24 protein-coding genes are annotated in these 23,626 nt (G+C 29.3%); 15 read left to right on the forward strand and 9 right to left on the reverse strand.

Annotation, left to right across the window (positions count from 1 at the left end):
- Positions 1-116: 116 nt before the first annotated feature.
- On the reverse strand, positions 117-551 hold the full coding sequence (locus tag BUA86_RS07500; RefSeq protein ID WP_072931319.1) for an FKBP-type peptidyl-prolyl cis-trans isomerase: 435 nt from the start codon (positions 549-551) through the stop codon (positions 117-119).
- Positions 552-796: 245 nt separating this feature from the next.
- Here BUA86_RS07500 and BUA86_RS07505 point away from each other — a divergent pair, with 245 nt between their 5' ends.
- Complete coding sequence (locus BUA86_RS07505; RefSeq protein WP_143147263.1) at positions 797-1,672, forward strand: hypothetical protein; 876 nt, start codon at positions 797-799, stop codon at positions 1,670-1,672.
- 78 nt (positions 1,673-1,750) lie between these two features.
- Positions 1,751-2,080 carry a hypothetical protein gene (locus BUA86_RS07510; RefSeq protein ID WP_072931323.1) on the forward strand — a complete coding sequence of 110 codons (330 nt, stop codon included), beginning with the start codon at positions 1,751-1,753 and terminating at the stop codon, positions 2,078-2,080.
- A 77-nt stretch (positions 2,081-2,157) separates the two neighbouring features.
- Here BUA86_RS07510 and BUA86_RS07515 read toward each other — a convergent pair whose 3' ends face one another.
- Positions 2,158-2,778 carry an L-threonylcarbamoyladenylate synthase gene (locus BUA86_RS07515; RefSeq protein ID WP_072931325.1) on the reverse strand — a complete coding sequence of 207 codons (621 nt, stop codon included), beginning with the start codon at positions 2,776-2,778 and terminating at the stop codon, positions 2,158-2,160.
- A gap of 505 nt (positions 2,779-3,283) precedes the next feature.
- On the opposite strand from BUA86_RS07515, the gene BUA86_RS07520 reads away from it, so the two are divergent.
- From BUA86_RS07520 to BUA86_RS16345, 4 genes are all read left to right on the forward strand, one after another.
- Complete coding sequence (locus BUA86_RS07520; RefSeq protein ID WP_072931326.1) at positions 3,284-3,997, forward strand: CoA transferase subunit A; 714 nt, start codon at positions 3,284-3,286, stop codon at positions 3,995-3,997.
- A gap of 5 nt (positions 3,998-4,002) precedes the next feature.
- Complete coding sequence (locus tag BUA86_RS07525) at positions 4,003-4,659, forward strand: 3-oxoacid CoA-transferase subunit B (RefSeq protein WP_072931327.1); 657 nt, start codon at positions 4,003-4,005, stop codon at positions 4,657-4,659.
- Between the two features lie 5 nt (positions 4,660-4,664).
- Complete coding sequence (locus BUA86_RS07530; RefSeq protein WP_072931329.1) at positions 4,665-6,953, forward strand: GH92 family glycosyl hydrolase; 2,289 nt, start codon at positions 4,665-4,667, stop codon at positions 6,951-6,953.
- Positions 6,954-7,040: 87 nt separating this feature from the next.
- Positions 7,041-7,172, forward strand: a complete 132-nt coding sequence (locus tag BUA86_RS16345) for a hypothetical protein (RefSeq protein ID WP_262891209.1) — start codon at positions 7,041-7,043, stop codon at positions 7,170-7,172.
- A 54-nt stretch (positions 7,173-7,226) separates the two neighbouring features.
- Here BUA86_RS16345 and rimO read toward each other — a convergent pair whose 3' ends face one another.
- On the reverse strand, positions 7,227-8,531 hold the full coding sequence (rimO, locus tag BUA86_RS07535) for a 30S ribosomal protein S12 methylthiotransferase RimO (protein ID WP_072931330.1): 1,305 nt from the start codon (positions 8,529-8,531) through the stop codon (positions 7,227-7,229).
- 213 nt (positions 8,532-8,744) lie between these two features.
- On the opposite strand from rimO, the gene BUA86_RS07540 reads away from it, so the two are divergent.
- The 4 genes from BUA86_RS07540 to BUA86_RS07555 all read left to right on the forward strand — a co-directional run bounded on the left by BUA86_RS07540 (position 8,745) and on the right by BUA86_RS07555 (position 13,160).
- Positions 8,745-9,425 (forward strand): hypothetical protein, encoded by a 681-nt coding sequence (locus tag BUA86_RS07540; RefSeq protein WP_072931331.1) that lies wholly within the window; start codon positions 8,745-8,747, stop codon positions 9,423-9,425.
- Positions 9,426-9,553: 128 nt separating this feature from the next.
- Positions 9,554-11,326: an arginine--tRNA ligase gene (gene argS, locus BUA86_RS07545; protein ID WP_072931333.1), complete on the forward strand. Its 1,773-nt coding sequence runs from the start codon at positions 9,554-9,556 to the stop codon at positions 11,324-11,326.
- Between the two features lie 118 nt (positions 11,327-11,444).
- Positions 11,445-11,915, forward strand: coding sequence for a DUF1810 domain-containing protein (locus tag BUA86_RS07550; protein WP_072931334.1), 471 nt, complete (start codon positions 11,445-11,447; stop codon positions 11,913-11,915).
- A 93-nt stretch (positions 11,916-12,008) separates the two neighbouring features.
- Positions 12,009-13,160, forward strand: coding sequence for an AI-2E family transporter (locus BUA86_RS07555; RefSeq protein WP_072931335.1), 1,152 nt, complete (start codon positions 12,009-12,011; stop codon positions 13,158-13,160).
- A gap of 62 nt (positions 13,161-13,222) precedes the next feature.
- Here BUA86_RS07555 and BUA86_RS07560 read toward each other — a convergent pair whose 3' ends face one another.
- On the reverse strand, positions 13,223-15,082 hold the full coding sequence (locus BUA86_RS07560; RefSeq protein WP_072931336.1) for a TonB-dependent receptor plug domain-containing protein: 1,860 nt from the start codon (positions 15,080-15,082) through the stop codon (positions 13,223-13,225).
- Between the two features lie 79 nt (positions 15,083-15,161).
- On the opposite strand from BUA86_RS07560, the gene BUA86_RS07565 reads away from it, so the two are divergent.
- Positions 15,162-16,631 carry an aminotransferase-like domain-containing protein gene (locus BUA86_RS07565; protein WP_072931338.1) on the forward strand — a complete coding sequence of 490 codons (1,470 nt, stop codon included), beginning with the start codon at positions 15,162-15,164 and terminating at the stop codon, positions 16,629-16,631.
- A 50-nt stretch (positions 16,632-16,681) separates the two neighbouring features.
- Here BUA86_RS07565 and def read toward each other — a convergent pair whose 3' ends face one another.
- Both def and BUA86_RS07575 read right to left on the reverse strand, forming a co-directional pair.
- A complete protein-coding gene (gene def, locus BUA86_RS07570) occupies positions 16,682-17,365 on the reverse strand; it encodes a peptide deformylase (RefSeq protein ID WP_143147264.1) in 684 nt (227 codons plus the stop codon).
- The gene (locus tag BUA86_RS07575) at positions 17,362-17,775 is read right to left on the reverse strand and encodes a DoxX family protein (RefSeq protein ID WP_072931341.1); all 414 of its coding nucleotides are present in this window, start codon (positions 17,773-17,775) and stop codon (positions 17,362-17,364) included. The genes def and BUA86_RS07575 overlap by 4 nt, the downstream gene beginning before the upstream one ends.
- A 101-nt stretch (positions 17,776-17,876) precedes the next feature.
- On the opposite strand from BUA86_RS07575, the gene BUA86_RS07580 reads away from it, so the two are divergent.
- The 4 genes from BUA86_RS07580 to BUA86_RS07595 all read left to right on the forward strand — a co-directional run bounded on the left by BUA86_RS07580 (position 17,877) and on the right by BUA86_RS07595 (position 21,315).
- Entirely contained in the window at positions 17,877-18,692 is an 816-nt protein-coding gene (locus tag BUA86_RS07580) for a hypothetical protein (RefSeq protein ID WP_072931342.1), read from the forward strand.
- Between the two features lie 92 nt (positions 18,693-18,784).
- Positions 18,785-19,213 carry a hypothetical protein gene (locus BUA86_RS07585; RefSeq protein ID WP_072931343.1) on the forward strand — a complete coding sequence of 143 codons (429 nt, stop codon included), beginning with the start codon at positions 18,785-18,787 and terminating at the stop codon, positions 19,211-19,213.
- A gap of 72 nt (positions 19,214-19,285) precedes the next feature.
- Positions 19,286-20,551: a putative DNA modification/repair radical SAM protein gene (locus BUA86_RS07590; RefSeq protein ID WP_072931345.1), complete on the forward strand. Its 1,266-nt coding sequence runs from the start codon at positions 19,286-19,288 to the stop codon at positions 20,549-20,551.
- Entirely contained in the window at positions 20,551-21,315 is a 765-nt protein-coding gene (locus BUA86_RS07595) for a TIGR03915 family putative DNA repair protein (protein WP_072931346.1), read from the forward strand. The genes BUA86_RS07590 and BUA86_RS07595 overlap by 1 nt, the downstream gene beginning before the upstream one ends.
- Before the next feature lie 13 nt (positions 21,316-21,328).
- Here the strand turns inward: BUA86_RS07595 and BUA86_RS07600 are convergent, their stop codons facing one another.
- The 3 genes from BUA86_RS07600 to brnQ all read right to left on the reverse strand — a co-directional run bounded on the left by BUA86_RS07600 (position 21,329) and on the right by brnQ (position 23,583).
- Positions 21,329-21,850, reverse strand: coding sequence for a hypothetical protein (locus BUA86_RS07600; RefSeq protein ID WP_072931348.1), 522 nt, complete (start codon positions 21,848-21,850; stop codon positions 21,329-21,331).
- A gap of 65 nt (positions 21,851-21,915) precedes the next feature.
- Positions 21,916-22,254 (reverse strand): cysteine-rich CWC family protein, encoded by a 339-nt coding sequence (locus BUA86_RS07605; RefSeq protein WP_072931350.1) that lies wholly within the window; start codon positions 22,252-22,254, stop codon positions 21,916-21,918.
- Between the two features lie 33 nt (positions 22,255-22,287).
- Positions 22,288-23,583 carry a branched-chain amino acid transport system II carrier protein gene (gene brnQ, locus BUA86_RS07610; RefSeq protein ID WP_072931352.1) on the reverse strand — a complete coding sequence of 432 codons (1,296 nt, stop codon included), beginning with the start codon at positions 23,581-23,583 and terminating at the stop codon, positions 22,288-22,290.
- Between the last annotated feature and the right edge of the window lie 43 nt (positions 23,584-23,626).

Raw genomic sequence — 23,626 nt, forward strand, 5'->3', positions numbered from 1 at the left:
CTATATGTCATTCTTAGCCTGTCGAAGAATAATATAAGGATTCTATAAATGTTTCGACAAACTCAACATGACAAGCTCAACATGCAAACTCCAGTAAAAACTGGATAATTATTAAACTATAAAATCCCTAATAAATCTATTTCGAAAATCATAGTGGATTGTGGTCCCAATTCTTTAGAAATTTCTCTGTTCTTATATCCTAATTCAGGATTTATAACAAAACGATATTTGCTTCCAACAGGCATTAATAAAACACCTTCTGCCCATCCTTTTATTACATTTTCTAAAGGAAAAGCTGCTGGTTTTTTGCGTTGTACAGAACTATCAAATACTTCGTTATTTATATTAGTTCCATGATAATGGCAAAGAACTGTATCACTCATTACAGGCATTACACCATCTCCTTTTGTAATAATTTCGTATAATAAACCAGATGGAGTTTCGATAACATTCTCATTTTGTTTGAATGCTTCTCTAAAAGCTAAACCTTCAGCAGCATTTTTTTCTGCTAGTTCCTTTTTTCTTTTTTGTAATAATTCTGCTACACCCATCTTTATTATTTTTTACAAATTTAATATTTTAAATTAATTATATACTTTATAAACTACTTAATAAATAAGGAGTTCATCTTCTAATTTAAATTCAATAAATTTTATATCTAATCCATAATTTTTATTCATTAAATTTTACTAAAAGTAGACAGTTTTTACTCAATAAACTTTAGCAAAACACGTTCAAAATCATTTTGTTAGGAATTTTCAATTGCTACATTTGGCAACAATTTAAAATTAAACAAATGAAAAAATTATTAGTGTTATTAAGCTCAGTTATGATGCTTAACAGTTTAAATGCGCAAGTAGGAATTGGAACAGAAAATCCTACAAGTACGTTAGATATTAAAGGTTCTTTACAAGTTGCATTTAAAGAAATAACAACAGACACTACTTTAGGTGCTGATGATTATTATGTTACATACGATGGTACAAGCGATGCTACAATTACGTTGCCTCCTATTTCTACAGGCATCAATAACTTTAATGGTAGAATTTATCGTTTAAAAAATGTAACGAGTAAAAAAGTTACAGTGCGTCCGTCTGGAAACAATACAATTAGAGCAACAAGTACTCCTTTAACTAGTTTTGTTATAGAGCCAGGTAATTATGTAGAAATTGTAAATAATAAAAATACAGGAAGCACATCTGCTACATGGGATTTATCTTTTTTAGGTATCACCTATTCTCCTAATGTAGATTTATATGGAACAACGCTTAAAATACCACATTTTTCTGCGAATATATCCAATCATAATTCAGCAAAATATGATTCGGGTTCAGGTACAGATACATGGTGGATTATTTCGTCTACAAGTACAAAATATTCTATAAGTGGAAGTGAATATGTAAAACCGAGTAAAATGACAATTGTTTACGAATATCAAGGAACACCATTTGATTTAACAGATTTGCATCCTATGTTTACAATTGGTAATTCTTCTAACTATCCAGATGTATTCATCGCATCTTTTGGTGGTTTTAATAATGTAAATGGTAAAACTAGGTTAACATTAACAATTTCTAGAATAGATTTTATAGGAAAAGATGCCAGTAATATTAGTGATTGGCAAGGAGAATCATTCTTTATTAATGCTTTATTTACGAGAAAAATACGATAATTAATAAGTTTCTTTTTTAGCTTATTGTTTTATTTAATATCATTTACTATTTTTAAATAAACAATTAAATTATTAAGAATGAAAAAATTATTTATCGTTACCACGTTAGTTTTAAGCGGATTTTCGTTTGGACAAGATTTAAATTTTCCTATGCCAGGAGATGGTTCTGTAGATCATTTAATTCCAACGAAAGATCAAATGAAAAAATTACAATGCAATGAAAATGGGTATAAAACTTACGAAATTAGTGGAGATTATACCATTGTAACTTGTACAGACTTTGGTAATCCCAACTTATCATTTACCTATGGAACAAAAACAAGAAACACTGGCGGTGGCGGTGGCGGATCAACTACTCCTCCAACTCCATTAACTCCAATGCCTAATGAGCCAACTCCAGTAAATTAAATAGAATAAAAAAAATCACTCTTCATGAAGAGTGATTTTTTTAGTTAAAATAATATCTATTAATCTTTTATTGTTAATTATAAATAATCTTCAATATCTCCTTTTCCTTCTCTTAAGACTTCTACTCCATCTGTTAAATCTATTACAGATGATGCTACATTGTCACCGTATCCGCTATCAACAACAGCGTCTACCAATTTTTCCCATTTCTCAAAAATTAATTCGGGATCAGTTGTATATTCTACGATTTCGTCTTCATCATAAATTGATGTCGAAGCAATAGGGTTTCCTAGTTTTTCTACAATTTCTCGAGGAACTAAATGATCTGGTACACGAATACCTACTGTTTTTTTTCCTTTATATGCAATTGGTAAGTTACGAGAAGCGTTCATAATAAATGTAAAAGGACCAGGTAAAGCTCTTTTCAAAATCTTAAATGAACTATTGTCTATCGGTAAAGTAAATTGAGATAAATGGCTTAAATCATTACAAACGATAGAAAACTGTGATTTATCTAACTTAACTCCTTTTAAACGAGCTAATTTTTCCATTGCTTTCAGATTGGTAATATCACAACCTAATCCATATACAGTATCGGATGGATATATAACTAAACCACCATTCTGTAGAATCTTTACAACTTGCTCAATTGCTTTGGGTTGTGGATTTTCAGGATGAATTCTGATATACTCTGCCATAATTTGTGTTTTTACAAAGATACAGAAATTACTTTAAGTGCTTAATTAGCTAATGTGATGATGTGGTAATGTGGTAATGTGGTAATGCGGTAATGTGGTAATGTGTTAATGTGTTGATGTGGTGATGTGTTGATGTGGTGATGTGGTGATGTGTTGATGTGGTGATGTGTTGATGTGTTGATGTGTTGATGTGGTGATGTGGTAATGTGGTAATGCGGTAATGTGGTAATGTGGTAATGCGGTAATGTGGTAATGTGGTAATGCGGTAATGTGGTAATGTGGTAATGCGGTAATGTGGTAATGCGGTAATGTGGTAATGCGGTAATGTGGTAATGTGGTAATGTGGTAATGTGTTTAAGGCACAACTTAATTCTTAATTCTTAATTCTTAATTCTTAATTCTTAATTCTTAATTCTTAATTCTTAATTCTTAATTCTTAATTCTTAATTCTTAATTCTTTTTATAAAATTATTATATTTAGCATAGAATAAACAAACGCAAAAAAATGATAAACAAAAAAGTGAACAGCATTGAAGAAGCTTTGGACGGTATTGAAAGCGGAATGACGCTAGCTGTTGGAGGTTTTGGATTGTCTGGTATTCCAGAAAACTTAATTCAAGGTTTGGTTGATAAGAAGATTAATAATTTAACATGTATTAGTAATAATGCTGGTGTTGATGATTTTGGTTTAGGACTATTATTACAAGGACGCCAAGTAAAAAAAATGATAGCTTCTTATGTTGGAGAAAATGCAGAATTTGAGCGTCAGATGCTTACTGGTGAATTAGAAGTTGAATTAATTCCACAAGGTACTTTAGCTACACGATTAATGGCTGCGGGTTATGGAATGCCTGCTATTTTTACGCCAGCTGGTGTTGGGACAGAAGTTGCCGAAGGAAAAGAAGTAAGAAAATTTACTTTTCATGGAATTGAAAAAGAATATTTATTAGAATATGCTTTTGAACCTGATTATGCTATTGTAAAAGCTTGGAAAGGAGATACAGCAGGTAATTTAGTTTATCGTGGGGCGACAGCTAATTTTAATCATCCTGCAGCTATGTGCGGAAAAATTACAATTGCTGAAGTAGAAGAATTAGTAGAAGTAGGAGAATTAGATCCAAATCAAATTCATACACCTGGTGTCTACATTAATCGTATTATACAAGGTGAGAAATACGAAAAACGTATTGAACAAAGAACTGTACAACAAAAACCGTAAAAACTATGTTAGATAAAAATGGAATTGCAAAGCGTATTGCAAAAGAAGTAAAAGATGGTTTTTACGTTAATTTAGGAATTGGTATACCAACTTTAGTGGCAAATTATATTCCTGATAATTTAAATGTTGTATTACAATCCGAAAATGGATTATTAGGAATGGGTCCTTTTCCGTTTGAAGGAGAAGAAGATGCTGATTATATTAATGCAGGTAAACAAACTATTACAACATTACCTGGTTCTGTCTTTTTTGATTCTGCAATGAGTTTCGGAATGATTAGAGCTAGAAAAATAAACCTAACGATTTTAGGAGCCATGGAAGTTTCTGAAAATGGAGATATTGCCAATTGGAAAATTCCTGGTAAAATGGTAAAAGGAATGGGAGGCGCTATGGATTTAGTTGCTTCTGCTGATAATATTATTGTTGCGATGCAGCATGTAAACAGAGCTGGAGAATCAAAATTATTGCCTGAATGTACTTTACCTTTAACAGGAATAAACTGTGTAAAGAAAATTGTAACAGAACTTGCTGTCTTAGAAGTTTTACCAGAAGGAGGTTTTAAACTTTTAGAAAGAGCTCCTGGTGTTAGTGTTGAAGAAATAAAACAAGCTACAGCAGGCAAATTACTTATTGAAAATGACATTCCAGAAATGATAATATAAAACCCATGCAAAAAAATACCATTCTTGCCTTATCTCTTTTAGGCTCGCAATTAATAAATGCTCAACAACAAAATTTAGTAAAATATGTAAATCCACTTATTGGAACAGAAAAAATGGGGCACACTTTTCCAGGAGCAACAGTTCCATTTGGAGCAGTACAATTAAGCCCCGAAACAGATTCTATTCCTTATGCTGTAAATCATAAGTATAACCCAAGAGTTTACGATTATTGTGCTGGTTATCGCTACGAAGATAGTACGATAACAGGTTTTAGTCACACTCATTTTAATGGAACTGGACATTCAGACTTAGGAGATTTTCTTATTATGCCAACTGTTGGTAAATTACAATTAAATCCAGGAACAGCTAAAAATCCAGAAAGTGGTTATCGTTCTCGCTTTTCTCATTCTACAGAAAAAGTTGAAGCAGGATATTATAAAGTAAAATTAGATGACTATAATGTTATAGCTGAAATGACCGCATCTAATCGTGTTGGCTTTCATCAATATACTTTTCCAAAATCAGATCAATCGCATATTGTATTTGATTTAAATGCTGGAATTTACAATTATGATGATAAAAATACATGGACTTATGTACGTGTTGTAAATGATACATTGGTAACTGGTTACAGACAAACACGTGGTTGGGCAAGAAACAGAACAGTTTATTTCGCCATGACATTTTCTAAACCATTTAAAAATTATGGACAAAAAAATGAAGATGGTCAAGTAGATTATAAAGGTTTTTGGAGAAAATGGAATCAAGATCAAAATTTTCCTTTAATTGAAGGTAAAAACATCAAAATGTATTTTGATTTTGCTACTAATCAAGATGAAAAAGTGAAGATAAAATTCGCTATTTCACCAGTTAGCCAATCTAATGCTTTAGAGAATTTAAATGCTGAAATTCCACATTGGAATTTTGAACAAGTAAAAGAAGAAGCAAAACAGAATTGGAATAAAGAATTAAACCGAATTCAAATTAAAGCTTCCGAAGATCATAAAACTAATTTTTATACAGCAATGTATCATGCATTTATCAATCCAACAACATATATGGATGTAAATGGTCAATATAAAGGTTTAGATCAAGAAGTTCATCAAGCAAAAGATTTCACAAATTATACAACATTCTCACTTTGGGATACCTATCGTGCTTTACATCCATTATTTAACATTATTCAGCCAACTAGAAATAATGATATGATAAAATCGATGATGAAACATTATGATCAAAATCCGATTAAAATGTTACCGATTTGGTCTCATTATGCAAACGAGAACTGGTGTATGAGCGGTTATCATTCTGTAACTTTAATTGCCGACGCAATTGTAAAAGGAACTTATAATGGTGATGCCAATAAAGCTTTAGACGCTTGTATTGTTACTGCTAATAAGAGAGATTATGAAGGAATAGGCGATTATATTGATAAAGGTTACATTCCTGCTGAGAAAAATGGGACTTCTGTTTCTAATACATTAGAGTATGCTTTTGATGATTGGTCGATTGCACAAGCTGCTAAAAAATTAAATAGAATGGATGTGTATGAAACATTTATAAAACGATCTGAGAATTGGAAAAATAATTATGATTCTTCTATTGGTTTTATGCGTCCAAAATTAGCAGATGGAAGTTTTAAGAAAGAATTTGATCCATTGAGTACACATGGACAAGGTTTCATAGAAGGAAACACATGGAATTACAGCTTTTTTGTTCCACAAGATCCAATTGCATTAATGAACATAATGGGCGGAAAAAAATCGTTTACGAAAAAGTTAGATGATTTATTTTCTATGCATCTACCAGATGAATATTTTGCCGACACAGAAGATATTACACGCGAAGGGATTATTGGTGGTTATGTACATGGAAATGAACCGGCGCATCATGTTGCTTATTTATACAACTGGGCTGGACAACCTTGGAAAACGCAAGAAAAAATTCGTACAATTCTAGATATGCAATATAAACCTACACCAGATGGTTTAGGTGGAAATGATGATACAGGACAAATGAGTGCTTGGTACATTTTTAGTGCATTAGGTTTTTATTCTGTACAACAAGGTGCTGATGAATATGCAATTGGTAGTCCATTAGTAGATCATGCGGTATTAAATTTAGAGAATGGAAAACAATTTGAAATTGAAGTTAAAAACCAATCAAAGAAAAATGTTTACATTCAGAAAATTGAACTTAATGGGAAAAAATATTCTTCTTTCAATTTGAAACATCAAGACATTGTAAATGGAGGAAAAATTGTTTTTTATATGGGAGAGAAACCAAAAAAGTAAAACGTTAAAGATTACATAAATAACATTATTGTTTTTTCTTGTTTAAAATTATTTGATTAATTTAACATTAACTTAAAATACAAAACAATGGCTAAGAAATCAAAAAAGGAAGAAAATCATTTACAAACATTGGTTGATAAATTGAAAGATCCAAATCATAAACAATTAAAAGCTACGAATCGTTTAAAAAAGAAACGTAGAAATAATGCAAAAAGTTAATTACAATAAAAAACCACTCAATTGAGTGGTTTTCTTTTATTTATATAGTTTTAATTAATCTATTACTTTAGCAATTAAATCGAATTCGTAAGCTTCTGTAATTTCTACATTTACAAAATCTCCTATTGGTAAATAAGTATCAATTGCAGAAATTAAAACTTCGTTGTCCACGTCTGGCGAATCATATTCTGTACGTCCTACAAAGTTATCTCCATCTTTACGATCAATCATTACTCTATATTGTTTTCCAATTTTTTCTTGATTTAAGTCATAAGAAATCTGAGATTGGATTTCCATAATCTCCTCTACTCTTTTTTGCTTTACTTCTTCTGGAACATCATCTTCTAAATTGTAAGCGTGTGTATTTTCTTCGTGAGAATAAGTGAAACATCCTAAACGATCAAATTTTTGTTCTTGTACCCAAGCTTTCATTTCTTGGAAATCTTCTTCTGTTTCTCCTGGATAACCACAAATTAACGTTGTACGAATTGCCATATCTGGAACTTTCTCTCTAAACTGAGCTAATAAAGCATCTGTTTTTTCGTGTGTCGTTCCACGACGCATCGATTTTAAAAGCTTTGTTGAAATATGTTGTAAAGGAATATCTATATAGTTACAAACTTTAGGTTCTTCTCTAATTACATCTAAAACATCTTCTGGGAAACCAGATGGAAATGCATAATGTAAACGAATCCATTGTATTCCTTCTATTTTTACTAATTCTTTTAGTAAAGAAGCTAATTCACGTTTCTTATATAAATCTAAACCATAATACGTTAAATCTTGTGCAATAAGAATTAATTCTTTTGTACCGTTTTTAGCTAAATTTGTTGCTTCTTTAACTAAATCCTCAATTGGACGAGAAATATTTCCTCCTCTCATTAATGGAATAGCACAAAATGAACAAGGACGGTCACAACCTTCAGCAATTTTTAAATAAGCATAATGACGAGGAGTTGTTGTTAAACGCTCTCCTACTAATTCGTGTTTATAATCTGCTCCAAGTGCTTTTAATAATAAAGGCAATTCTCTTGTACCAAAATATTGATCAACATTTGGTATTTGCTCAATTAAATCTGGTTTGTATCGTTCAGATAAACATCCTGTAACAAATACTTTTTCTACTAAACCATCTTCTTTACGTTGAACATAATCTAAAATAGTATCAACGCTTTCTTCTTTTGCGTTATCGATAAAACCACAAGTATTAATCACCACAATATCTCCTGATTGTTCATGAACAACCTCTTTACCATTGGCTTTCAGTTGTCCCATCAATACTTCAGAATCATATACGTTTTTAGAACATCCTAATGTGATGACATTAATTTTCTTTTTTCCTACCGATTTTGTACGCATTACGTTTATTTTAAGTCTGCAAAAGTACGAAATATTTCACATTTTTAGAGGAAACCTTGCTAAATAAGTATTTTAGAATAATTATAAATACTAGATTTCAAGATACTCCATTAAAAATATAAAATTAAAATAAAAGGTTAGAATTCATTGAAACATTGTGTTTTGAAATCATTAAATTAGCAGAAGAAACTTATTTTCTAATACCTAATTAATATGAAAAAAACATTAATAGCATTTTTGCTATGCACAAACTTATTCTCACAAGTTGGAATAGGAACAGAAACTCCAAACAATTCGGCTATTCTAGATTTAACAAGCTCTAATAAAGGATTTTTACCTACAAGAATTAATTTATTAAGTAATACTGATTTCACAACAATTCCTAGACCTGCAACAGGTTTAATGGTATATCATACAGGAAATACAAACTTTCCCGCAGGATATTATTATTTTAATGGAACAGAGTGGGCAAAGTTTGTTGATTTTGTTGCTGATAGTAAATCTCAAGGATCATCTATCGTTAAACAAAGATTAGTTGAAGCTTCTCCAAATATAGTTATAACAACTCTTTCAGGAATTTTCTCCTTTAGATTTAACGGAACAGAAGCAGGTCCTGCTCAATGGCAAATAAGATATAATGGTCAAGGAACACGAACTATTTCGTCATTTATTGTTGAAAATTGGTCAAGAAATGGACAATCTGCGCAGTTTGGAAGTAATACTTTAACTTCTAATACTTGGAGTAATATTGATGGAGGAACTCAAGTTGGTACTGTTAATGAATTAAATACATTTAGATTTTATGACAATACTGATGGAAGAATTATAAGATTTGAAGGAATATTAATAAATTCAAATGGTACTAAAGAAGCTATGATATTGGAAGAATTCTAAGTAAAAAAAATTAAAACATTAGATTACCCCCAAAAGTTAGTCGCTATTGGGGGTATTTTTATTTGTTAATGAGCAACCAAATTCATTGAAACTTTGTACTTTTGCACTTCGATTATAAAGAATTAAAAATGAATTTAAAACAACACATCACTCAAAACGTACTAGAAGCAATTCAGAACGTTTATCAAATAAATCCAGAATCTATTGAAATTCAATTTACAAGGAAAGAATTTGAAGGTGATTATACATTGGTTGTTTTTCCATTAATCAGAACTTTAAAAGGTAAACCAGAGGAAATCGGTACTAAGATTGGAGAGAATTTGGTTGAAAACAATAAAATTACAGCTTTTAATGTAGTAAAAGGATTCTTAAATATGAGTCTAAAAGCTACTGACTTCTTACAAAGTTTCAGTGAAAATGCTCAAAATAAGAATTACGGAATCAAAACAGTAGACGAAAATTCTAGAACTGTTATGGTTGAATATTCATCTCCGAATACAAATAAGCCTTTACATTTAGGTCATGTTCGTAATAATTTATTAGGATTTTCTGTTGCTCAAATTATAGAAGCAGCTGGAAATAATGTTATTAAAACTCAAATTATCAACGACCGTGGTATACATATTTGTAAATCTATGATTGCTTGGGAAAAATTTGGAAACGGAGAAACACCAGATTCTACGAATATGAAAGGAGATCATTTAGTAGGAAAGTATTATGTAGAATTTGACAAACATTACCGTGCAGAAATAAAAGCTTTAGAAGCAGAAGGTAAAACTGAAGCTGAAGCTAAAAAAGAAGCTCCTATTTTCTTAGAAGCTCAAGAAATGTTACGTAAATGGGAAGCTCAAGATGCCGAAGTAATTGCTTTATGGCAAAAAATGAACGGTTGGGTTTACGATGGTTTCGCAAAAACATACAAACGTCTTGGAGTTGCTTTTGATGAATATTTATACGAATCTAATACATATATTTTAGGAAAAGATATCGTAGAAGAAGGTATAAACAAAGGTGTTTTCTTTAAAAAAGAAGATGGTTCTGTTTGGATAGATTTAACGGAAGATGGATTAGACGAAAAATTAGTTTTACGTTCTGACGGAACTTCTGTTTACATTACACAAGATTTAGGAACTGCAGTAGAGCGTTTTAAAAATAATCCAACATTAGAAGAATTAACATATGTTGTTGGTAATGAACAGGATTATCACTTTAAAGTTTTATTCTTAATCCTTAAAAAATTAGATTTTTCTTGGGCAGATGCTTTACACCATTTATCTTACGGAATGGTTGATTTACCAGAAGGTAAAATGAAATCCAGAGAAGGTACTGTTGTTGATGCTGACGAGTTAATGGAAGATGTTTACACAACAGCAAAAGAAATTTCTGAAGAGTTAGGTAAATTAGATGGTTTATCTGAAGATGAAAAATCTGCTTTGTATGAAACAATAGCAATGGGTGCTTTAAAATATTATATTTTAAAAGTTGATCCTAAGAAGCGTATATTATTTGATCCAAAAGAATCTGTAGATTTTAACGGAAATACAGGACCATTTATTCAATATACTTTTGCTCGTATTCAATCTTTATTAAGAAAAGAATCTCCAAAAGAATTTGATTTCTCTGCTATCGAATTAAATGATGCAGAAAAAGAAATTATTAGAACGTTACATGATTTTGAAGATACAATTACAAAAGCTGCAACAGAAATGAGCCCTGCTCTAGTTGCAAATTATGTTTACGAATTAGTAAAATTATTTAATTCATTCTATCAAAGTAATCCTATTATTAAAAATGAGAATGATAACGTGAAAAATTTCCGTTTATATTTATCTCAATGGGTTGCAAATACAATAGAATCTTCTTTAAGATTATTAGGAATTGAAGTTCCTGAAAGAATGTAAAATAAGATTATAAAAATATACATATTCAATTTTAAAAAATTGAAAAATAATTTAATAAATTCGGTAAGCAATAAAGCTTACCGTTTTATTTATACCACAAACTAAGAAAGTAAATAATATGAAAATCGGAGATTTATTAAAACAAAAAGATCCTAACGATAAATTTAATTTAAAACGTTTTCATGATGCGCAAAGTTTTGTTTATGACGAAATTTTAATGGAAGTACATGCTGGAAAAAAACAAACCAATTGGATGGTTTTCATGTTTCCACAAGTAGATGGACTTGGTTCTAGTGATTCTTCTAAAGAGTTTTCTATTTCGTCTAAAGATGAAGCAAGAGCATTTGTAAAAGATGATGAACTTTGGGCAAATTACTTAGAAGTTTTATCTGTCTTATTAATGCGCCATAAAGGAACAATTCCACAATTAATTTTCGGAAAAAATGATGCTATGAAACTAAAATCTAGTTTAACGTTATTCAATTTTATTGTACCGAAAGAAAAGATTATTAAAGATGTTTTAAAGCATTTTTACGCAGATCAATTAGATAAAAAAACACTAACAATTTTAAAAGGTTTTTCGAAATAATTCTGTAAAAAAAAAATTATCAATAATGTAAATTATAAAAAGTATATTTACGTTAATCAATTTACATTATTATTTAAAATTAACACTAAAAACATGGAAGTCATTAAAAAATGGCCCTTTTTCTTAAAATTAGCTTGTACATTAATCTCAATTATTTGCTTATTTTACATTGCCGTTATTGGTAAAAGCATTCTAACTCCCTTAATATTAGGGTTTTTAATCTCATTATTATTAGTACCGCTTTGTAATTTTTTCGAAAGATATTTGTTTCTTCCTCGTGTTGTAGCGAGTATAATTACAACACTTTTATTTGCAACTTTTATCCTCGGAATTTTGTATGTAATTGTTTTACAATTAGCTGACATTTCGAATGAATGGCCCACTTTTCAAAAACAAATCGTAGATTCATTTTACTCTATACAAAAATGGATTCATAAAAATTTTGGAATAAATTCTAGAGCTCAATTAGATTATTTAACGAATAACATAAAATCGACAATAGAAACGAGTACACTCGTTATTGAAAAAGTTCTTTCAACTGTAACATCTGTTGCTATATTTACAATTTTCACATTTTTATATGTTGTATTTCTTTTAATCTATCGTCGACATTTAGTTAAATTTCTTTACTATACATTCGATAGAAAATCGCATCATCAGGTGTATGATATAGTAGGATCTATTCAGAAAGTTGTAAAACAATATTTAATTGGTTTATTTCTGCAAATGCTAATTGTATCTATTTTATCCTTCATTGCATTCTCTATGCTTGGATTAAAATATTCTTTTGTACTTGCTATTTTAACTGGCGTATTAAATATTATTCCTTATGTTGGAATTGTTATTTCATTAATTATTTCGTTAATCATAACATTTGCAACAATGTCAGCTTCTAAATTATTTTTTGTTTTAATTGCATTTATTATCATTCATGCAATAGATGGAAATATAATAATGCCAAAAATTGTTGGTTCTAAAGTAAAAATCAACTCTTTAATTGTTGTAATAGGATTAGTAATTGGGGAAATGACTTGGGGAATTATGGGAATGTTTTTATGTATTCCTATTCTTGCTTTAATGAAAATTGTCTTTGATAATGTTCGCGAATTAAAACCTTGGGGATACCTACTTGGAGATGATGATACAACTGAAATAGATACAGATTTAAAATTATTTCTTTACGAAAAAAGATTAACTACTAAAAAAGTTAAAACTAAAAAGAAACCTAAAGAAGAGGATATCTAAAAAAGATAATAACACAAAAAATGTGGTCAAATTCTGACCACATTTTTTATGCAATAAACAATTTATATTCCGTTAAATTTAACGCCAACCGTTAACCAGCGACTTGGTAATGGAATTGCTCCAGCTTCATTATATGTTGTATTAAAAATATTTTGAGCGTCGGCATATATACTAATATTATTTTTAAATGAGTGATTAATTCTAATATCTGTAATCCAATATGATTTATATGATTGTCGAGTATTAAAACGATTAGCAAAAGAAACTGTTGTATTTTTTACTTGATAATCTATTGTATTAATTATCTGATGTTTTAAACTCTCTATCTTATATTTAGAATTATAGGCATCATCAACATTTGAAAATGTTGGATCTAAATACGCATAACTTAATGAGAATCTTAACGATTGATTTGCGGCTAAATTAGCTTGATAAGAAACCTTCGTATTAAATCCGTGTGTTTTTAAATCTCCAAAGTTATTTGCTTGCCATGGCTCATTTGTTGTTAATCGAACCCAGTCTATAAAATCTGTTATAGAACGGTAGAAATAGTAGGCATTAAAATTCCAATTTCTTTTATTGTATTTAAAACCGAATTCTGTCTGAAAAGCTTTTTCAGAAATAACTTCAGCATTTCCTATATTTCCTGGACGTTGGTCTAAATATAAATCGTTAAAGGATGGTATTCTTTGACTAGTTCCTGCATTTGCAACTAATTTTAAATTAGACGTTACAGCATAACTTGCATCAATTCCTGGGAATGCTTTCCAACCGTATTGAGAATTATAATTAACATAAGTTCCTACATTTACATTTAACTTATCCGTTAAATCTGTTTTGTATTCTGCATAAAAACCTACATTTTCTCGTGTATGGTTTTTGATACTTGTAGAATTTATTTGCTCATTTCTATACTCTGCTCCTATTCCTATTTGTCCTTTGTTTAATTGATAAGTAGAATTTATTTCTCCTGCAATTGCATTCGAATAATGTTTAGAACGAGCACTATTTAAATTATTTTTAAAATAACGATAATCATCAAAATTATAACGATAGCTTACTCTCGGAGCAAGTGTTAAGCGATTAGATAGTTTATGTTTTGATTGTAAACTAACCATAGTAGTTTCTACAATTTCCTTTGAATCTTTATCGCCAGGAGCTGCATAAAAACCATTTGCACCAAATCCGTTTTTCACATATCCATAAGAAGCCGCTAAGCTGTTCTCATTATTAAACTGAAAGTTTCCTTGGTAGTATAATTTATTATTTTCAAAAGCAGTATTATAACGGTATCCACTTCCCCAATCATGCGTTGCATATAATTGATGTTGATGTTTATCTTCTGCTAAATTAGCGCCGAATTGAATCCCTCTATTTGTAAATGTTTTACCAGTATCTTCGCTATCTTTTTCAAAATTTGTTCCCATATAAGTATGCGCAAAAACTCCAGTCTTTTTTGGTTTATGTGTAACAATATTTATTACTCCTGTTAAACTATTATTTCCGTATACACGAGCTGCAGGTCCACGAACAACCTCTATTCTATCTATAGCTTCTAGTGGAACTGGTAAATTAAGTGCATTATGAGCCGTTTGTTGATCCATTACTTTTATTCCATTTAATAAAATTAAAGTTTGCTCAAAACTTCCACCGTCCATAGAAATATCTGCTTGCGAACCAAATGGTCCACGCTGACGTAAATCTACTCCTGTAGCATATTGCAAAGCTTCTTGTAATGTACGTACTGGTAATTTATCTAATTGTGTTTTATCTATAACATATATATTTCTATTCTCTTTTGATAATGGTGTATTTAGTCTATTATCTAAAATAGAAACTTCTCCTATCGCAATGGTATCATTTACATTTTGTGCAAAAATACTTTGAGCAGCAAAAAGTAATACCACAGTAACTTTTCTCATCCTTGTAAAAATCTTTTCATTAAATCTGATGCGAAAATAGTATCTTTCCGAACTATTAAACTATACCAGTTTTTATATTATGAATAGTCCGGCAGAAATTCCATTTAATAGTTTTATTGAAATAAATAGAGAATCAGAAACTGCAATTTATTTACAACTTGCCAATCAGTTTGCAAAAGCAATACAATTGGGGTATTTACCAAGCGGCACAAAGTTACCAGGAACCAGACAATTAAGTCTAATATTTAATCTTCATAGAAATACAATTGTTGCAAGTTTTCAGGAACTAGAAGCGCAAGGTTGGATTGAGATTGTTCCCAATAAAGGAAGTTTCATTTTAAATCAATCCATTCAGAAAGAGCAAAAAGTAAATTCATTAAGTGATTATTCTATTCATTTTTATCCAAAGAGAACTGGTTTTTCATTCGATCAATCTATTCTTTTAGATCACCCCTATGAAAATTTTACTGAAAGATTGTATTTAACAGACGGAACAATAGACCATAGATTGGCAGAACTAAAGATTCCTGCAAAATTGTATTCAACTATTTTAAAAAGAAAAACATCTGTTCGAAAAATAAATCAAACAAATAATGATTATTTTCTTAAAAACTTAGCGAATTATCTTAATCTAACAAGAGGATTAAATATTACTAAAGATAATATACTGGTTACAAAAAGCTCTGAAATCACTTTATTTTTAATTGCTCAAATAGTATTAAAGAAAAATGATTTTGTTGCAATAACAGATTTAAGTTACTATAAAAGTAATATGATTTTTCAGACACAAAGTGTAAATATCAAACAAATAAAAACAGATGAATTTGGTTTAGACACGAATCATTTAAGGGAAGTTTGTAAAACTTTTCCTATTAGGATGATTTACTTATCTACTCATCATCATTACCCAACAACCACAACATTAAGCTCAGAAAGAAGAATAGAATTATTACAGCTTTCTCAAGAATTTGGCTTTGTTATTATTGAAGATGATTACGATTTTGATTATCATTTTACCAATCATCCTATTCTTCCTTTAGCAAGTACAGAACAAAATGGAATGGTTATTTACACAGGAAAGTTCGGTGATTATTTGGCTCCTGGTTATAGAATTAGTTTTTTAATTGCTCCAGAAAATTTTGTACAAGAAGCCAAAAAACATCTATCTATTTTAGATCAGCAGTTTGATCCTTTCATAGAACAAGTTTTGGGAGAAATGATTAATGAAGGCGAAATTCATCGAATTCTAAAAAAATTAAGAAAAGAGTATAAAGAAAGACAGCAATATTTTTATGATAAATTAAAAAAGGAACTATCCAATACAGCAGAAATTATTCAGCCAACTGGAGGTTTAGCGATATGGGTTAGCTTTAAAAATAGAATAAACTTAATGGAACTAAAGAAAAATTGTGCTGAAAATGGCTTATTCATTCCACAAACAATTCTTTATCAAAATAAATCTAATACAGCGATGAGAATTGGATTTGCTCATCTTAATTACAATGAAATTGATGATGTGATTGATATCCTGAAAAAGGAGTTAAAATAAAAAACTTCTGAAAAGTTACTTTTCAGAAGTTGTATTTATAAAATTTAGTTTTAATCATTATCTACAGAAGCTTTTTTAATGTAATAAACCTCATTCATTACTTCTGCTTTTATGTAATTTATTGTTTCTTGTTCTTTTATACGATCAGTAAAAAGTGTTCCGATTAAATGATCGTATTCATGTTGAAAGATAACAGCTGTAAACCCTTCCACATTTTCATCGTGAAAATTTCCATCTAAATCATAATATTGCAATCTTAAAATAAGACTTCTGTAAACTTGTCCCATTTCATCTGGAATAGACAAACAACCTTCTCTTCCGTAACGAACAATATCTGAATACCACGTAATTTTTGGATTAATGATAAACTCAAAAGGTTCACCTTCTTTATCAAATCGTTGTACCCAAACAGCATTTCTATTAATACCAATTTGTGGTGCTGCAATTCCTACTCCTTTGCTTGCTTCGTCTTGTACTGTTGCATACATTCTATCTGCAAGTAGTTTTATTAAAGGATCTTTAGGATCAATATCTATTGATTTTTTTCTCAATATTTTTGTATCCTTCTCAGATGTAGTTAATAAAACACGAAATGGTTCGTATGATTTTTTATTTTGAATAAGATTTATTTCTGTTTTTGATAAAGCTTTATAATCTGTATTATTCATAAGTTGATTTTGAGCAATTAGTGTGGAAGTAGAAAATAGTATGCCATACAATAACTTTTTTATCATTTTTTTAGAACTAATCTGTCAATAGAATATTTACCTGCACCAACCAAGAATATTACAATAGAAAGAATTAAATATAATAATCCTAATTCCTTGTTCCCAAAACTATCTTTATCATGAATTATAAAGACTGCAACTAACATTGTTATAATTAATGGAATAGCTGCCAAACGCGTTAATAAACCTATTAATATAAAAAAGGCACAAACAATTTCTGCTAATACAACTAATGCTAACGACATTTCTGGACCTATACCTATAGGATCTGCAAACTCAAATGTTCCGTTAATTAATTTCTGTAATTTTCCAAAACCATGTGTTAACATAAATCCTCCTCCAGCAATTCTTAATAATAATAAAGATGTATCTATAAATGCAGGATGACTTCCCAGTAGTTTAAATTTCGAGCTCATTTTTTTAATTTATTCCAAATATAAGTGCAACTTTTATGTTAAAATAAAAATAGACTAAAAATTTCTATTAATTTTATCGAAAAATAAACTAAAACTGTTTTATGTTAAAATACTTTGTCCTATCAACCATTTTATTTTCGGGATTAGCATTTGCTCAGAAATCTGAAATAGAAAAAAATAAAGTAAACGGAAAACCTACTTCTATAGAAGAATCTATGCAAAAAGCTTCTATAAGAATGCAACAAATAACAGGATATGAATTACAATATCATACAAAATCTATTTATAATAAAGATGGAAATCCTGTAAGTAGAGAATATTTTAACGAAGACGGAAATAGAGTTTCTTCTGAAAGTTTTACTTATAATGAAGCCAATAAGATTAGTTCAAGTGAAATGAAAAGCGAAGATGAAACTTTAAAATTTTATTTTCAGTACGAGTATACAGAAGATGGTTATACAATTGTAAAAAGTGAGAATGATGTAAATATTCTACAAACAGAATATAAGTTAGACAATAACCAAAATGTAATCTATGAGAAAGAAACCAATCTTTTTGAAGAGGGAAATCTTTTTACAGAAAAAAAATATGAATATACAGGTGGTTTCTTAACTAAAACAATTGTAAAATATAACAATGGTTCTCATACCTTATTATATAAAAATGATGCTTTAGGAAATGCTGTTGAAGAACAATACATGGATAAAAACAACAAGTTAATCTATAAATTTGTTCGAAAATTTGATAAGAATCAAAATATTACCGAGGAGATTACATATGATACAAATAGTAAAATAACAAATTCTTCTCAAATTATGTATGAATATGATGAGCAGAAAAATTGGATAAAAAGGACTCAATATACATCAAAAATTGATGAGCCAATTTCTAATACTTTACGAACTATACGATATTAAAATACTATTAAAGAGTCATTTATTGACTCTTTTTTTTGTTTATTACCTAAAAATGAATATATTTAATCATCAATCTTAAGTAAGTTAAGCAAATGGTTAAAGATGTTTTACAATTTAATCAATCCTTTCAGCTGTATCAAAAAGATAACCGCTTCAATCTTCATGTCCAAAATTATCCTAAAGAAGACTTTTTACGCTTGTTCTACATCGATCAAATAGAAGATTTACAGATTGAATATTCTAATGGAAAAACAAATTCTATTAAGAAAATAAAAGAACATCAAGCAAAAATAAGTGACATTTTCGAAGCAGATGAAATTGAAAGTTTAAACATAAAATCTATTTCAGGTTACTTTAGTGTCTACGACTTCTATTTTATAAACGAAGGCGATGCTTTTATTTTTAATTACATTCACAGAGATTTCCTTTCTCAATTAATGGACATTTTACTATACGAGTTAGATTGTAATTTTATTGGTCGATTAAAAACAGAACTACTTATCAATTTAGAGTACGATTAATTTAATTGTTAAACTTTTTACAACGACACTATTTGGCGTATGAAATAAGTCTATTTGCTAAAAGCAAAAAAAATGGATTTTGATCGTATTAATGAAAAACTGAGTATTTTAGCTGATGCTGCAAAATACGATGTATCTTGTTCTTCTAGTGGAAGTAATAGAAAGAATACTAACAAAGGTTTAGGAAATGGTCATATGTCTGGAATCTGTCATTCGTTTACAGAAGACGGACGTTGTGTTTCCTTGCTCAAAATTCTATTAACCAATCATTGTATCTACGATTGTGCTTTTTGTGTATCAAGAAAAAGTAACGATGTAAAACGTGCTGCTTTTACAGTACAAGAAGTTGTTGATTTAACAATTAATTTTTACAGAAGAAATTATATAGAAGGTTTATTCTTAAGTTCTGGAATCTTTAAGAATGGTGATTTTACCATGGAACGTTTGCTTTTAATTGCTAAAAAATTACGATTAGAAGAAAATTTTAACGGTTACATTCATCTAAAAACTATTCCTGGAGCAAGTCCAGAATTACTAAGAGAAGCAGGTCTATATGCAGATAGAATGTCTATTAATCTTGAAATGCCAACTGAACAAGGTTTAAAACTGGTTGCACCAGATAAATCTCACGAAGATGTAAAAAAACCTTTAAGTATTATTCATCAACAAATGAATGAGTTTAAAGCGGAACGTAAATTAATTAAGTCTACGCCTATTTTTGTTCCAGCAGGTCAATCTACACAAATGGTGATTGGAGCAACGCCAGAAAATGACATGCAAATTATGCATACTGCCAATCAGTATTATAAAGACTACCAATTAAAGCGTGTTTATTATTCAGGGTTTATTCCTATCAATCACAACGATAAATTATTACCTTCTATTGGCTCTCAACCACCTTTGTTAAGAGAAAACAGATTGTACCAAACAGATTGGTTAATGCGCTTTTATCAGTTTAATGTTAATGAAATTCTAAACACACAAAACCCGCATTTAGATACAGATATCGATCCGAAATTAAGTTATGCACTTCGCAATTTACATCTATACCCTATAGATATTAATTCTGCCGATTATCATTTAATTTTGCGAATTCCTGGAATTGGAGTTCAGTCTGCGAAAAAAATAGTTATGGCAAGAAAGTTTGGTAAAATATATTCTTATCAATTAAAAAGACTTGGAATTGCCTACAATAGAGCTAAATATTTTATGACATGTGCAGATGATCAGTTTCGTCAGAAAGATTTTCTTGCATCACAGATAAAAAATAGAATTTTAAGTACGAGTAAAAGCAAGTATTTAAAAATTCAACCGAACCAATTAAATCTATTCGACTAATGGAAATATATGTTTTTGATAATAGTTTTGAAGGGTTTATGACTTTGATATTTGATTATTATGTACGTAAACCAAAAGCAATAAAAGTTTATGCTGAAAGGGATTTTCAACCATCAATGTTTGAGGAAACACATGAAGTAATAACAGATATTGAAAAAGCTAAAAGAGTTCATCAATCATTAAAAAGCAAATTATATGGAACGAATTATAAAGCTCTACAAGCTGTTTTTTTATGTGAGGAAGTTGATGCTTACCAACAATTATTTCATTATTGTTGTTTAATTTTAGATAATTCGGCAGATATACAATTAAACTATGGAAATGAGTATGTTTTTTATGTGATGAAGATGTATCGTTCTGTGCATAGAGAAAAACATCATTACGAAGCATTTATTCGTTTCGAGCAAATAAATAAAGATTTATTTTTTGCGAAGGTAGAACCAAAATATAATGTGTTACCAATTATTACCAATCACTTTAGAAAACGATATGCTGATCAGAATTGGTTAATTTATGATTTAATAAGAAAATATGGGATTATTTATGATAAAAAATCTGGCGAAATACAAGAAGTTCAACTAAATTTTACGCCTAAATCATCTACAATCCCATCAGAATATATCGATGTAAATGAACAAGTTTACCAAGAATTATGGAAATCTTATTTCAAATCATCTAATATTGTTGCACGTAAAAATACACGATTACACGTACAAGTTCTACCAAAACGTTTTTGGAAATATTTAACTGAAAAACAGATATAATTTAGATTGAAAATTAATTTTTCAATCTAAATTTCTCATCATTCTCTACACAATCTATAGTAGAAAATGTTGTTCCATCTTTATAATTAATCTGTTTTTTATCTTTGAAGACCATTTTACCATTAGATTCGATCATTTCTCCATAACCTTCAGTTATTTTTTTACCTTCGATTAAGAATGCTACTTCTCTAACAGATGTTTTTCCTTCAGATTTAAAAGTATAGTCTGCAAAAATTTTGTCTCCAACTAATTTACCTTCTAATGTACCCTCGTTACTATCTTTTTCTGCAAAATTATATTTTAAAATTCCAGTAACAACATTTGGAAAAACTTCTAATTTTAATAAAGCTCCATCAACATCACTTAAAACAGCTGCATAACAACTATTGTCAGGGATCATTATTTTCATAGAATCAGTAGGATTTTCTGTATTTGCTTTCTTAGCATTAGTAGAAGAACTTCCTGAATTCGTTTTTGTCGAATTACAAGCGAAAAGTGATAACACTAGGGCTGAACATAAATATACTTTTTTCATTTTTTGTAGTTTTGTTGTCTTTATAGTAAAGCTAATAAAATTATATTAAATATAAAAAGATTATTCTATCGCTGATATCCATAAGCACAGTGTCTACAATTATTTTTACAACACTCCCCTTTCTGATAATGAAAAAATTCTGTAAAAACCCACAAGCCATTTTCTATGTAATAATGGATATGTTCTATAAATTCTGATGGTGTTTTTGGAGATTTATATTGTTCATTTAAAACATCAAAATAATCTAATTTCTCTAAACAGTCATTACAAAGACATTTATAATGTGTTTTTTTTAGAAACAATTTTGTAGATAATTTTAACTCTATTGTAGAACATTGACAATTTTCTATATCATCTGTGTTACAATAAATCTCTTTTTTACACCTAGAACATACATCTTTCATAAAACAATAACTGATAATGTTCTTAAAGGTAAATTATTTTGGTTGAAATTTAGTATAAATTAATCCAAAAATAAATCCTAATGCTGATGGTATAATCCAACCTAAATCATATTCGAAAAATGGAATATTATTGTTTAAACTCTCAAGCGTTTTCTCATCTAAAAGATCTACTACCTTTAATAGATTTAATAAACCTATTATAGTAGAAGCTATTAATGCTAAAACATAAGGAAGTTTACTTTTTACAAGTTTTCCAAAAAATACAATATAAATAACCAATGTAATTGTAATTGGATATACAAATGCTAATGGTGGATAAGCGAAATTAATAATATCATCTACTCCTTTTATAGATAAACCAAAAGAGATTAATGTACACAAAGTAACTAAAACCGTATAACTTAATTTTCCGTTTGTTAGCTTACCAAAAAATGTTCCTACAGCAGATGTTAATGCGATAGAAGTTGTAAGACAAGCAAAAGCCATACATAATGAGATAGCAACTAATCCGTAATCACCTAACGTATCACGTGCTATTTTTATTAATAATTCAGAACGAGACATTCCAGAACCCGTTACACCAGAAGTAGCTCCTAAATAAATTAATCCTCCATAAACAAATAGTAAACAAATAGTAGATAATAAACCAGAAGTAATAACTACGTTAGACTTACTTTTAATATCTGTATATCCTTTGTCTTTTGCTGCTGTAATAATAATTCCTGCAAAAATAACCGAAGCTAAAACATCTAATGTTTGGTACCCCTCTATAAATCCTTTAGAAAAAGATTCTAATAATGACATTTCTGATGGCATAAAATCTGCTGTCGGATGTAAAATTCCAACAACTATTAATAACGCTAAAAGGACTAGTAAAACTGGTGTTAGATAGTTTCCAATAACATCTACAACTTTTGATGGTCTAATAGCAAGAATAAATGTAATTGCAAAAAATATTAAAGAGCCATAAAGAGGATTAAGAGTTGGAAAAAATGGTTTAATTCCAACTTCAAAAGTAGTAGCTGCCGTTCTAGGTATAGCAATTAAAGGTCCAATACAAATCATGATAATTGTTCCTAAAATAGGCGCTATATATTTATTTACACGATCTCCTAAATCATTAAAACTATCACCAGAAAAAGTTACTGATAATATACCTGTAAATGGCAACAAAATTCCTGTTAAACCAAATGCTATCATCGCAATAAAGTAATCCTCTCCAACTAGTACTCCAATTAAAGGCGGTAATAATAAATTTCCTGCCCCGAAGAACATTGCAAAAAGTGCAAAGCCTAGCGTAAGTATATTTGATAACTTTTTATTTTCCATAGTGTTTAATATTGTATATTGTTTTTTATAAAATTTGGACGAA

It is taken from the genome of Chishuiella changwenlii, from assembly GCF_900142565.1.
Lineage (GTDB): Bacteria > Bacteroidota > Bacteroidia > Flavobacteriales > Weeksellaceae > Empedobacter > Empedobacter changwenlii.

What these genes read in the sequence shown, in the direction of transcription:
- BUA86_RS07500 (WP_072931319.1), bottom strand. Translation starts at nt 551, where the DNA reads ATGGGTGTAGCAGAATTATTACAAAAAAGAAAAAAGGAACTAGCAGAA.
- BUA86_RS07505 (WP_143147263.1), top strand. Translation starts at nt 797, where the DNA reads ATGAAAAAATTATTAGTGTTATTAAGCTCAGTTATGATGCTTAACAGT.
- BUA86_RS07510 (WP_072931323.1), top strand. Translation starts at nt 1,751, where the DNA reads ATGAAAAAATTATTTATCGTTACCACGTTAGTTTTAAGCGGATTTTCG.
- BUA86_RS07515 (WP_072931325.1), bottom strand. Translation starts at nt 2,778, where the DNA reads ATGGCAGAGTATATCAGAATTCATCCTGAAAATCCACAACCCAAAGCA.
- BUA86_RS07520 (WP_072931326.1), top strand. Translation starts at nt 3,284, where the DNA reads ATGATAAACAAAAAAGTGAACAGCATTGAAGAAGCTTTGGACGGTATT.
- BUA86_RS07525 (WP_072931327.1), top strand. Translation starts at nt 4,003, where the DNA reads ATGTTAGATAAAAATGGAATTGCAAAGCGTATTGCAAAAGAAGTAAAA.
- BUA86_RS07530 (WP_072931329.1), top strand. Translation starts at nt 4,665, where the DNA reads ATGCAAAAAAATACCATTCTTGCCTTATCTCTTTTAGGCTCGCAATTA.
- BUA86_RS16345 (WP_262891209.1), top strand. Translation starts at nt 7,041, where the DNA reads ATGGCTAAGAAATCAAAAAAGGAAGAAAATCATTTACAAACATTGGTT.
- rimO (WP_072931330.1), bottom strand. Translation starts at nt 8,531, where the DNA reads ATGCGTACAAAATCGGTAGGAAAAAAGAAAATTAATGTCATCACATTA.
- BUA86_RS07540 (WP_072931331.1), top strand. Translation starts at nt 8,745, where the DNA reads ATGAAAAAAACATTAATAGCATTTTTGCTATGCACAAACTTATTCTCA.
- argS (WP_072931333.1), top strand. Translation starts at nt 9,554, where the DNA reads ATGAATTTAAAACAACACATCACTCAAAACGTACTAGAAGCAATTCAG.
- BUA86_RS07550 (WP_072931334.1), top strand. Translation starts at nt 11,445, where the DNA reads ATGAAAATCGGAGATTTATTAAAACAAAAAGATCCTAACGATAAATTT.
- BUA86_RS07555 (WP_072931335.1), top strand. Translation starts at nt 12,009, where the DNA reads ATGGAAGTCATTAAAAAATGGCCCTTTTTCTTAAAATTAGCTTGTACA.
- BUA86_RS07560 (WP_072931336.1), bottom strand. Translation starts at nt 15,082, where the DNA reads ATGAGAAAAGTTACTGTGGTATTACTTTTTGCTGCTCAAAGTATTTTT.
- BUA86_RS07565 (WP_072931338.1), top strand. Translation starts at nt 15,162, where the DNA reads ATGAATAGTCCGGCAGAAATTCCATTTAATAGTTTTATTGAAATAAAT.
- def (WP_143147264.1), bottom strand. Translation starts at nt 17,365, where the DNA reads ATGATAAAAAAGTTATTGTATGGCATACTATTTTCTACTTCCACACTA.
- BUA86_RS07575 (WP_072931341.1), bottom strand. Translation starts at nt 17,775, where the DNA reads ATGAGCTCGAAATTTAAACTACTGGGAAGTCATCCTGCATTTATAGAT.
- BUA86_RS07580 (WP_072931342.1), top strand. Translation starts at nt 17,877, where the DNA reads ATGTTAAAATACTTTGTCCTATCAACCATTTTATTTTCGGGATTAGCA.
- BUA86_RS07585 (WP_072931343.1), top strand. Translation starts at nt 18,785, where the DNA reads ATGGTTAAAGATGTTTTACAATTTAATCAATCCTTTCAGCTGTATCAA.
- BUA86_RS07590 (WP_072931345.1), top strand. Translation starts at nt 19,286, where the DNA reads ATGGATTTTGATCGTATTAATGAAAAACTGAGTATTTTAGCTGATGCT.
- BUA86_RS07595 (WP_072931346.1), top strand. Translation starts at nt 20,551, where the DNA reads ATGGAAATATATGTTTTTGATAATAGTTTTGAAGGGTTTATGACTTTG.
- BUA86_RS07600 (WP_072931348.1), bottom strand. Translation starts at nt 21,850, where the DNA reads ATGAAAAAAGTATATTTATGTTCAGCCCTAGTGTTATCACTTTTCGCT.
- BUA86_RS07605 (WP_072931350.1), bottom strand. Translation starts at nt 22,254, where the DNA reads ATGAAAGATGTATGTTCTAGGTGTAAAAAAGAGATTTATTGTAACACA.
- brnQ (WP_072931352.1), bottom strand. Translation starts at nt 23,583, where the DNA reads ATGGAAAATAAAAAGTTATCAAATATACTTACGCTAGGCTTTGCACTT.